The 8,783-nt window shown below is 64.2% G+C and carries 7 protein-coding genes and 2 pseudogenes; all 9 read left to right on the top strand.

Features of this window, described 5'->3' with window-relative positions; all coding sequences use genetic code 11:
- Positions 1 to 772 (top strand): annotated as a pseudogene (locus ACCD03_RS25135) (pilus assembly protein); the annotation flags it as partial.
- On the top strand, positions 769 to 2,124 hold the full coding sequence (locus ACCD03_RS25130; protein ID WP_413413240.1) for a CpaF family protein: 1,356 nt from the start codon (positions 769 to 771) through the stop codon (positions 2,122 to 2,124). The pseudogene ACCD03_RS25135 and the gene ACCD03_RS25130, both read left to right, overlap by 4 nt.
- Positions 2,117 to 3,043 (top strand): type II secretion system F family protein, encoded by a 927-nt coding sequence (locus ACCD03_RS25125; RefSeq protein ID WP_253534575.1) that lies wholly within the window; start codon positions 2,117 to 2,119, stop codon positions 3,041 to 3,043. The genes ACCD03_RS25130 and ACCD03_RS25125 overlap by 8 nt, the downstream gene beginning before the upstream one ends.
- A 9-nt stretch (positions 3,044 to 3,052) precedes the next feature.
- Entirely contained in the window at positions 3,053 to 4,042 is a 990-nt protein-coding gene (locus ACCD03_RS25120; RefSeq protein ID WP_413413239.1) for a type II secretion system F family protein, read from the top strand.
- 1 nt (position 4,043) lies between these two features.
- Positions 4,044 to 4,979 carry a hypothetical protein gene (locus ACCD03_RS25115; RefSeq protein ID WP_413413238.1) on the top strand — a complete coding sequence of 312 codons (936 nt, stop codon included), beginning with the start codon at positions 4,044 to 4,046 and terminating at the stop codon, positions 4,977 to 4,979.
- Positions 4,976 to 5,305: a DUF3613 domain-containing protein gene (locus ACCD03_RS25110; RefSeq protein ID WP_253534569.1), complete on the top strand. Its 330-nt coding sequence runs from the start codon at positions 4,976 to 4,978 to the stop codon at positions 5,303 to 5,305. The genes ACCD03_RS25115 and ACCD03_RS25110 overlap by 4 nt, the downstream gene beginning before the upstream one ends.
- A 63-nt stretch (positions 5,306 to 5,368) precedes the next feature.
- Entirely contained in the window at positions 5,369 to 7,048 is a 1,680-nt protein-coding gene (locus ACCD03_RS25105) for a TadG family pilus assembly protein (protein WP_413413237.1), read from the top strand.
- A 15-nt stretch (positions 7,049 to 7,063) separates the two neighbouring features.
- A complete protein-coding gene (locus ACCD03_RS25100) occupies positions 7,064 to 8,461 on the top strand; it encodes a sigma 54-interacting transcriptional regulator (RefSeq protein ID WP_413413236.1) in 1,398 nt (465 codons plus the stop codon).
- A gap of 107 nt (positions 8,462 to 8,568) precedes the next feature.
- Positions 8,569 to 8,783 (top strand): annotated as a pseudogene (locus ACCD03_RS25095) (hypothetical protein); the annotation flags it as partial.

Genomic DNA, 8,783 nt, shown 5'->3' with positions numbered 1-8,783 from the left:
CATGCTGCTCGACCTGGGGCAGCCGCTGCGTGACGGCGCGCTGTACCTCAACGTGCAGACCAATTTCCATTTCGTTGAGGCTGTGCGCAACCTGCGCCGTTTCGACCAGGTGTTTGTACAGACCGCGCTGTCGCGTCATCCGAACGGGCTTGCCGTCCTGCCGCTGCCGATCTCGCTGGCGGAAATGCGCGACATTTCGTTCTCCGAAGCGCTCGGCCTGCTCAATCGGCTGCGTACGTTCTTCGACCTGCAGGTCGTTGACCTGGGCGGGTTCGGCAACATCGACTTCATCGCGCAGATCATCAAGGCCGCCGACGACGTGATGCTGGTAACCGAGCAGAGCGTAGGCGCCATCGTGTCGGCGGCCGAGCTGATGCAGGAACTCAAGAAACGTGAAATTGACCGCGACCACCTGCACCTGACCATTTCGAAATTCGACACGCGCCTGTCGTTGGACGCAGCGCAGATTGCCGAGCGGCTGGAGATCCCCTCGGTGCTGACCGTGCCGAACCGCCGCGAAGCGCTGGTGATCGCCTCCAACCAGGGCGCGATGCTGGCGGAGACTCACCCCACAGATGCCTATGTGCGTGCGCTAGCCCAGATTGCCCAGACGCTGGGCTATGCGCAGCAGAGTGAGCGCGCGTCAGGTGTGTCGAGCTGGGTGTCTGGCGTGAGTGCGCGGCTGGGCGGGCGTTTTGGCGGGCGCTCCAAACGCAAGTCGGCAGACGCCACTGAACTGGATATCGGTACCACCGAACGGAACGCGACATGACCCAACCCATCGAGTTCTCCAACCAGGCGGACGCCGGCCACGGCGTGTTTGCCGTCTCGCAGGCCTTCCAGGACATCAAGGAAGCCGCGCACGAACACCTGCTGACGCGCATCGAAGAACTTGGCGCCGAGTTCGGTCGTTGGTCGCGCACGGCCATCCAGCGTTTCGTCGATCTGGAAGTGGAAGGCTTCACGCGTATGCGCCGCATCCCCGTCAACGAGACGGAGGTGCGGCAGATTGCCGAGGCGCTGACCAAGGAGTTGGCCGGCTTTGGCCCCATCGAAGACCTGCTGGCCGACCCGGCGGTGGAAGACATTCTCGTCAACGGTCATCTGGACGTGTACGTGTCGCGTCACGGCATTCTCGAGCGCATTCCGGTGCGCTTTTCCGACAACAACCACCTGCTGCGCATCGTGCGCCGCATCCTCGCGCCGATCGGGCGCCGGTTGGATGAGTCGAACCCGATGGTCGATGCGCGCTTGCCCGACGGCGGCCGCATCAACGTGGTCATTCCGCCGCTGGCCCTCGAAGGGCCGGTGGTGTCGATCCGCAAGTTTCGAAAAGACCCGCTCAAGCCGGAAGACCTGCTCGGCCTGGGCACCATGAGTGAAGAGATCGGTGCGCTGATCGAATCTGCTGTGCGCGCCCGATGCAACATCCTGGTGAGCGGCGGTACCAGCTCGGGCAAGACCTCGCTGCTTAACGCGATGGCGTATCACATTCCCGAGGTCGAGCGCGTGATCACCATTGAGGACACGGCCGAACTGTCGCTCAACCACCCGCACGTGGTGCGCTTGGAAAGCCGGCCGGGTGGCTTCGAGGGCACGGGCGTCGTCACGATTCGAGAACTGCTGCGCAACAGCCTGCGCATGCGGCCCGACCGCATCATCGTGGGCGAAGTGCGTGGCGGCGAAGTGCTGGAAATGCTGCAAGCCATGAGCACCGGCCACGATGGCTCGATGGGCACCATTCACGCCAGCAGCCCGCGCGAATGCCTCTATCGACTGGAAATGCTGGCGGGCTTTGCCGGCTTCCAAGGCAGTGAGGTGAGCTTGCGCCGGCAGATCACCAACGCCATTGATTTCATCGTGCAGATCGGGCGGTTGTCCAACGGCAAGCGCCGCATCCTGTCGATCACGGAAGTGACGGGGCTCGGGGACAACATCATCTCCACGCAGGAGCTGTACCGCTACGAGCCCTACATCGGCCCGGACGGCGAAGAGGTCGACCGCTGGACGGCGCTCGGCCTGCAGCCGCATTCGCCCAAATTGGCCCGCATGCGCAACGGCGATGGCGGCGGGATGAATGGAGGCATGACCGGATTCGGCGGCGGAGGCCGTTTCCATGTCTAGCATGACGCTCTGGTTTGGTTGCCTCGCGCTGCTCCTGATGGGCGCATCGCTCATGCTGTGGGCGGAGGCCGTGCGCCGTCGCGAGCGCGAGGCATCGCGCAGCTTCGTGCGCGCACAGACCGAGCAGATCAATGCGCGTTATCAACCGAATGTCGAGCCCGTGCCGGCAAGCGTGCCCGATTCGCTCAATCGCGCCTGGCACGATGCATTGCGCCGCGCCGATATCGAGCCGAGCCGGCGCTTTTACGTGCTGCTGATTGGCCCGGCGCTGATGATTGCGCTCGCGGTCTGGGCGATGTCGAGCGCGCTTTCGGCCCTGACGGCGCTGGCACTGTATGTCTTGATCGTTGCGTTCCTGTTTTGGAATCGCACCCGGAAGATGAACGAGCGCCTGCTGGCGCAATTGCCAGGCTTTCTCGATGGCGTGGTGCGGCTGATGAGCATTGGCAGCGCGGTACCCGCGGCGTTTCAGGCGGCGAGTGCCAATACCGAGCAGCCGTTGCGCAACTGCCTGATCGCCATCACGCAGATGCAGCGCGCCGGCAAGGACCTCGACGCAGCGGTGCTGACAGTCGGCCAGCAGTACCGTGTGAACGAACTGGTCCTGCTGTCGTCGGTGCTGCGCCTGGCATTGCGCTACGGCGGGCGGGCCGACATTGTGATGGAGCGCACGGCTGCATTCATGCGTGACCGGCAGCAAGCCCAGCGCGAGCTGTTTGCACTGTCGGCGGAAACGCGGTTGTCCGCATGGATCATCGGCTTGCTGCCGATCGTGGTGGGCGGTGTCATCGTCATGTTCAACGCGGCGTACATCATGTCGATGTGGCGTGACCCGTTCGGCAAGACGTTGATTCTTACGGCATTCGGCATGGAAGTGCTGGGTGCGGTCATGCTGGCCAAGCTAGCGAAATCGGTCTGAGGAGAACGCATGGACGATGCCCTGATCACCCTCAGCCTGACCGCGGCGGCCGCCGGCGTGCTGGTATTCGGTGGGCTCGCGGTGCGCGCAACGCTCACGCGACATCGCAGCGCACGCAAGCTCGATACGGCGCTGTCCGACATGCGCGCGACGGCGGCCAACCCCGCCGCAACCGCTGCGTCGCCGGTTGTGCAGCCCGCCGCCAAACCGCGCCCGCACGGCCCGCGTGAAGCGCAGCAGCTCCAGCAACAGATTGCCAAGGTTGGACAACGATGGATCGACACCGGCCTAGGCCGCCGCATCGTGACGGAGGAAGACCGCAAGCTGCTTGAAGAATGCGGCTACTACGGCGAACACGCCCGCACCGTCTTTGGTGGGACCCGTATCCTGCTGCCGCCGCTGCTTGCTGTGTTCGGCGCATTGCATGCGTCATCGCTCTTGTTTGTGTTCGTGTTCGGCTTTGTCGGCATCGCGTTGGGCTACCTTGCTCCGAAGTGGCTGCTCGGGCGCCGCAAGGAAACCCGCCGGCGCCGTATGGACGATGAGCTGCCCGTCATGGTCGACATGCTGCGGCTGCTGCAGGGCGTCGGCTTGTCAATTGACCAGAGCCTGCAGGTGATCGCCAACGAGTTCCACAGCATGCTGCCCGTGCTGGCGGGTGAATTTGGCCGCGCCAACCAGCAGTTTGCCTCGGGCCGCCCCCGCGAGCAGACGCTGCTGCGCATTGCGCGCCTGTTCGACAACGAAGACCTGAAGGGCCTGATTACGCTACTCACGCAGGTGGATCGCTTCGGCGGCGCAGTGCAGGAGCCGCTGCGGCAGTTTGGCGGGCGTCTGCAGGAGAACCGCCGCGCGCGCCTGAAGGAGCGCGTGGGCAAGCTGACCGTGCAGATGACGATGATCATGGTCATGACGCTATTGCCCGCGTTGCTGATCGTCACTGCGGGGCCGGGCTTCATGGGCGTCATGCGCAGCTTGCAACACACCGGGGGACATTGAGATGACACGCTTCCCAAACACCGCGCGCGCCAGCTGGGCCGGCGTGGCCATGTTGACAATCCTCCTGGCTGGCTGTGGCTCGATGGCCACGTCCGACATGAGCCTGCGCGCCGATGCCGATATCGAAATGGCACGTCAGCGCCAAAGCCAGGAGAAGTCAGAAATCACCAGTCCGGCGACGTATCTTTCGTTGATCCGCAAGATGCAGGAGCAGGGCCTGTACTACGCGTCGCTCGCGCATATCGATGCCTACCAGCAACGCTATGGCCGCGCGCCCGAAATCATGCTGCTGCGCGCGGATGCGCTGCGCGAAACCGATCAACTTGCCGCTGCCGATGCCGAGTACCGCGCGGTGGTGGGCGCCACCTCCGCCATGGGTGCAGGCACGCAAGGCGGATTGCTCAATGCCGCGGCCTGGCGTGGGCTGGGCATCGTTGCGGGGCGCCAGGGCAACTTTGCCGAAGCGGCTCGCCGGCTGCAGGTCGCGGCTCAGGCCAATCCGACCGACGCCAGCACGGCCAGCGATCTTGGCTACGCCCTCATGCGTGCTGGCGAGGTCGAGCAAGCCCGCGTGCCATTGATGCAGGCGCAGCAGATGGCCGCCGCCAGCCCGAAGATCGCCGGCAATCTGGTGATCTGGCTGACCGTGAACGATCGCAAGGAGGATGCTGCATCCCTCGCCTCGCACGCACAACTGACGGCCTCTGCCCTCAAGGCAGTCGATGACGACGTTGCCCGCGTGCGCGCTGCGTGGCGAGATCGCCGTATCGCTCGGGAAACCACGACGATGGCGCCGCGCGGTGTGGCAATGGGGCCTTCTGCCGCAGCGTCTGCTGGCGTCTCGGTCGCCGCCGCGGCGACCACCACCCAAACATCGGCGCGCCCGCTGGCATTGCAGCGCGGTCGCCTGCTTGACACCTTGGAGGCTTCACAATGACTTCCCGCATCTTGATGGCCGCCGGTGTGGCGGCATGGCTGACGTGCGGCGTCGCCGGCGCCCAGGGGTTCTCGGGCAGCGACTCGCAGGGCGCCGCGGCGGCACCCAAGGTCGGCACCCACGTGAATGATGCGACGCGGGCGCTGTTCAAGGCGCAAGCCGAGGGCACCTACGCGGGCGAGTTCGTGCCGTTGCGAGGCGAGCAGGCAGCGCTGGCCTATCAGCGCTACCTCAATTCGTTCAATCAGGCCATGCCTGGCCTGGCACAGCAGAGTTCCGGAACGCGGGCGTCGACGGTCAACCTTGTCCAGCAGTCTGGGCGCTGATCTCTGCAAAACGTACCTCACGCTGTGACACGAGCCACCGCCCCCCGTCTTCGCCGAGCCGTCATGCTCCGCCGCCGCCTGCGTGGCGCGGTCAGCGTGATGACGGCTACTTTTATCGCCACGGTCGGGCTGGCGGTGTTGGTGTCGATCGACATCGGCAACCTGTTCTATCAGCAGCGCGCGCTGCAACGCTCGGCCGATCTGGCAGCGATGGCCGCCGTGCAGAGGCTTGACCTGCCGACCGCCGCACAACAGGCGGTGGTGCAGAACGGACTGACAGTGGATGGCACCAATGTCACGCTGGCAGTCGTGCCAGGCGTTTGGGATGCCAGCGCGGGCACGGCGCCCACGTACTTCACCGCGCAGGCGGCCGTTGACGGCAACACCAACGCAGCACAGGTGACGATCACGCAGAACGTGCCGTATTTCTTCATGGTGGGCCGGCGGCAACTGACGGCGACGGCGATTGCGAAGAACACATCCATCGTGGCGTTCTCGCTCGGGTCTGGGCTTGCCTCAGTCGATAACGGACTTCTGAACCAGCTGCTCGGATACCTGCTCCACACGAACTTGAATATCGATGCCGTTTCGTATCAGGGGCTGGCCACGACCAACATCCGCCTGGCCGACCTAGCGGTGGCGCTGGGTGCGGGGTCGATGCAGGAACTGCTCTCGCTGTCGCCTAGCCTAGGGACTTTTTTCAATGCCGTGATCTCAGTGGCGTCGCAGTCCGGGCTGGCCGGGGTGTCGGTGGGGGGGGCAGGCGCCAGCAATGCGCTGTCGTTTGGCAACGATCTCAACGTGCCGATCAATATTGGCGATGGTGGAGCCTCGTCGCCGGGCTTGCTGCAGGTGCTGGCACTGGCTGGCAATGAGCAGGCTGCCCTCAACGCCACCGTCAATGTGCTCGATCTCCTGACAACGGCTGCGCAGATTGCGAATAGCCAGTCGGCTGTGAATGTGTCGCCGGTTACGCTCAACATCCTGGGGCTGGGGACGGTTACGCTATCGCTGAAGATCATTGAACCGCCGGCGATTGCTGTTGGGCCACCGGGGCAATTTTTGTCGGGACCGAACGCAGGGCAGTGGAGAACGCAAGCGCGGACGGCGCAGGTGCGGTTGGGTCTAGGCATCAATGCCGACGTGCTGGGGCTTGCTGGTATTACGTTGCCGATCGGTTTGCAGGTCGCGGGCGCCCAGGGGCACGCAAAATCGACCAACTGCGTCGTTCCTCGTCAGAACTCGACAGCCACCATCTCCGTACAACCCCAGCCCGTTTCGCTGTGCATTGCTACAGGGGCGGATACGGCGGTAAGTGGCGCGTTGAATTGCGCATCGGCCGCACCGGCGCCTCTCGTCACTCTGCTTGGGATTGGTGCAGTCAGTATTAAGGCCAACGTGTCGCCGGCCCCCAATTCGGGGTGGGCTGACGAAACCATCGCAGCCACTCAGATCGGTTTGAATCCTCAGACCGATACAAGCGGCAATTCACCACCGCGTGTGAGTACGCAGGCAGTGTTTGGCTCTGTCCTGAACAGCAACCTTGATCAGCTGCAGTTGACCGTCCTGGGAATTCCACTTGGGCCGATCGGTACGGCGATTCTGTCTCCGGTGCTGGCTCTGATCGGCTCGACGCTCGACGCCATCCTGACCCCTCTACTCGAAGTCCTCGGCATCCAACTCGGCTACGCCGACATCAAACTCCTTTCGCTCGACTGCGACGCCGTCGAGTTGGTTTACTGACATGGAAGCGACGACATGAAAACCGATCGCTGGGCGTACGAAACGCTTGAGATTTTTGTCTGGGAAGGCCGTCACGATATTGCCGATCGTGTGGCACGGTTCATGGCGCCGTTTGGGGCGGAGGTCATCCGCGCGGGCGGTATCGATTTTCAACCGGCCGAGCCGCGGCTGAAGCCTGCGGTGGCGGTGATCAGCGCATCGGTAGTGGAAAGCGGTGGTTTTACTGTGCTCGACTGGCAGGCTGCGCAAGGCATGCCGGTGATCTGGGTGGCGGCGGATACGCAGCATGATTCGAGCCGCTTCCCGCCCGAATACACGTACGTGCTGGGTCCGGATTTTGGCGCCACCGAACTGCGCGCGCAGATCAGCAAGGTCCTGCCGTCGATGTCGTCTGCGCAGGCCCAGGCGCAGGATCAGAGCGACCTCGTGGCCGCATCGCCGGCCATGCATGGGTTGCTGGAGCAGGTCGATACCTTTGCCGATTGCGACAGCAACGTCATGCTTTATGGCGAAACCGGCGCCGGCAAGGAACGTATTGCGCGCCTGCTGCACGACAAGAACAGCGTCTACGGCAAGGGGCCATTCGTGGCGGTCAACTGCGGTGCGATTCCCGACGGGCTGTTCGAATCGCAGTTCTTCGGCCATGCCAAAGGCGCGTTCACGGGCGCCATGTACGCGCACCGTGGCTACTTTGAACAGGCCAACGGCGGCACGCTGTTCCTCGATGAGCTGGGCGATCTGCCGCTGTACCAGCAGGTGAAGCTGTTGCGCGTGCTGGAAGACAGCGAATGCACGCGGTTGGGTTCGACGGTGCCGGTCAAGCTGGATTTCCGGCTGGTAGCCGCCACCAACAAGAACCTGCGCGAAATGGTCGCCACGGGCAAGTTCCGCGCAGATCTGTACTTTCGTCTGGCTGTGATCGAGCTGCGCATCCCCAGCCTGGAGCAGCGCGGGGCGGACGACAAGCTCGCGCTGCTGCTTTCCTTCCTGCGGCATTTGCTGGGCGACAAGACCTTCAATGCCATGCCGCCGGTGCCGGAATGGGTGCGTACCTCGGTCACTCGCGCCTACTTTGCAGGCAACGTGCGCGAGCTGCGCAACCTGGCAGAGCGCATCGGCATCACGCTGCGCCAGTTCGGTCGCTGGGACGAAGCCCGTATCCTGCCGCTGTTTGCCGGCCTGCAGCGCGATGCCTTCGAGCGCGAAGGCGGCAATGGCGGCTATGGCGAGCGCAGTGGGGGCGGCAATGGCGGCGAAGAAGAACGCCGCCGTATCCTGGCCGCGCTGGATGCCAACAACTGGCGCCGCCAGGACACCGCCGCTACGCTTGGCATCAGCCGCAAGGTGCTGTGGGAAAAGATGCGTAAATTCCAGATTGCCGACGGCGAAGCCGAGCTGCGCGAGCTGGAGTGACGCCATACAACACCCTACTGCGCGGCGGGCGTCCGGCTCGCCACTTGGGGAGGCGGATCGCGTATAGTTTTCGGCTGCAACACCTGCGCAGAATCCACAGGGTCGAGATGAGAACACAACAACAATCAGGGAAAGCGTCGCACCAGGCGTTTCAGAGGGGATTGGCCATCGCGGCCGCAGTCGCAGTGATGGCCGGTACGGCCGCCTGCACATCGGCCGTAGCGCAGAGCCCAGCCGCACCGCCCACAGCCATTGCCCCCATTGCTGCCGCCGCGCCCGTGCCGGCCTTGACCGCCACGGTTGGCCAGCCGGCGGCAACGGC

The organism is Ralstonia sp. Ralssp135, assembly GCF_047304345.1.
Lineage (GTDB): Bacteria > Pseudomonadota > Gammaproteobacteria > Burkholderiales > Burkholderiaceae > Ralstonia > Ralstonia chuxiongensis.
This window is presented reverse-complemented; position numbering and strand designations above follow the sequence as displayed.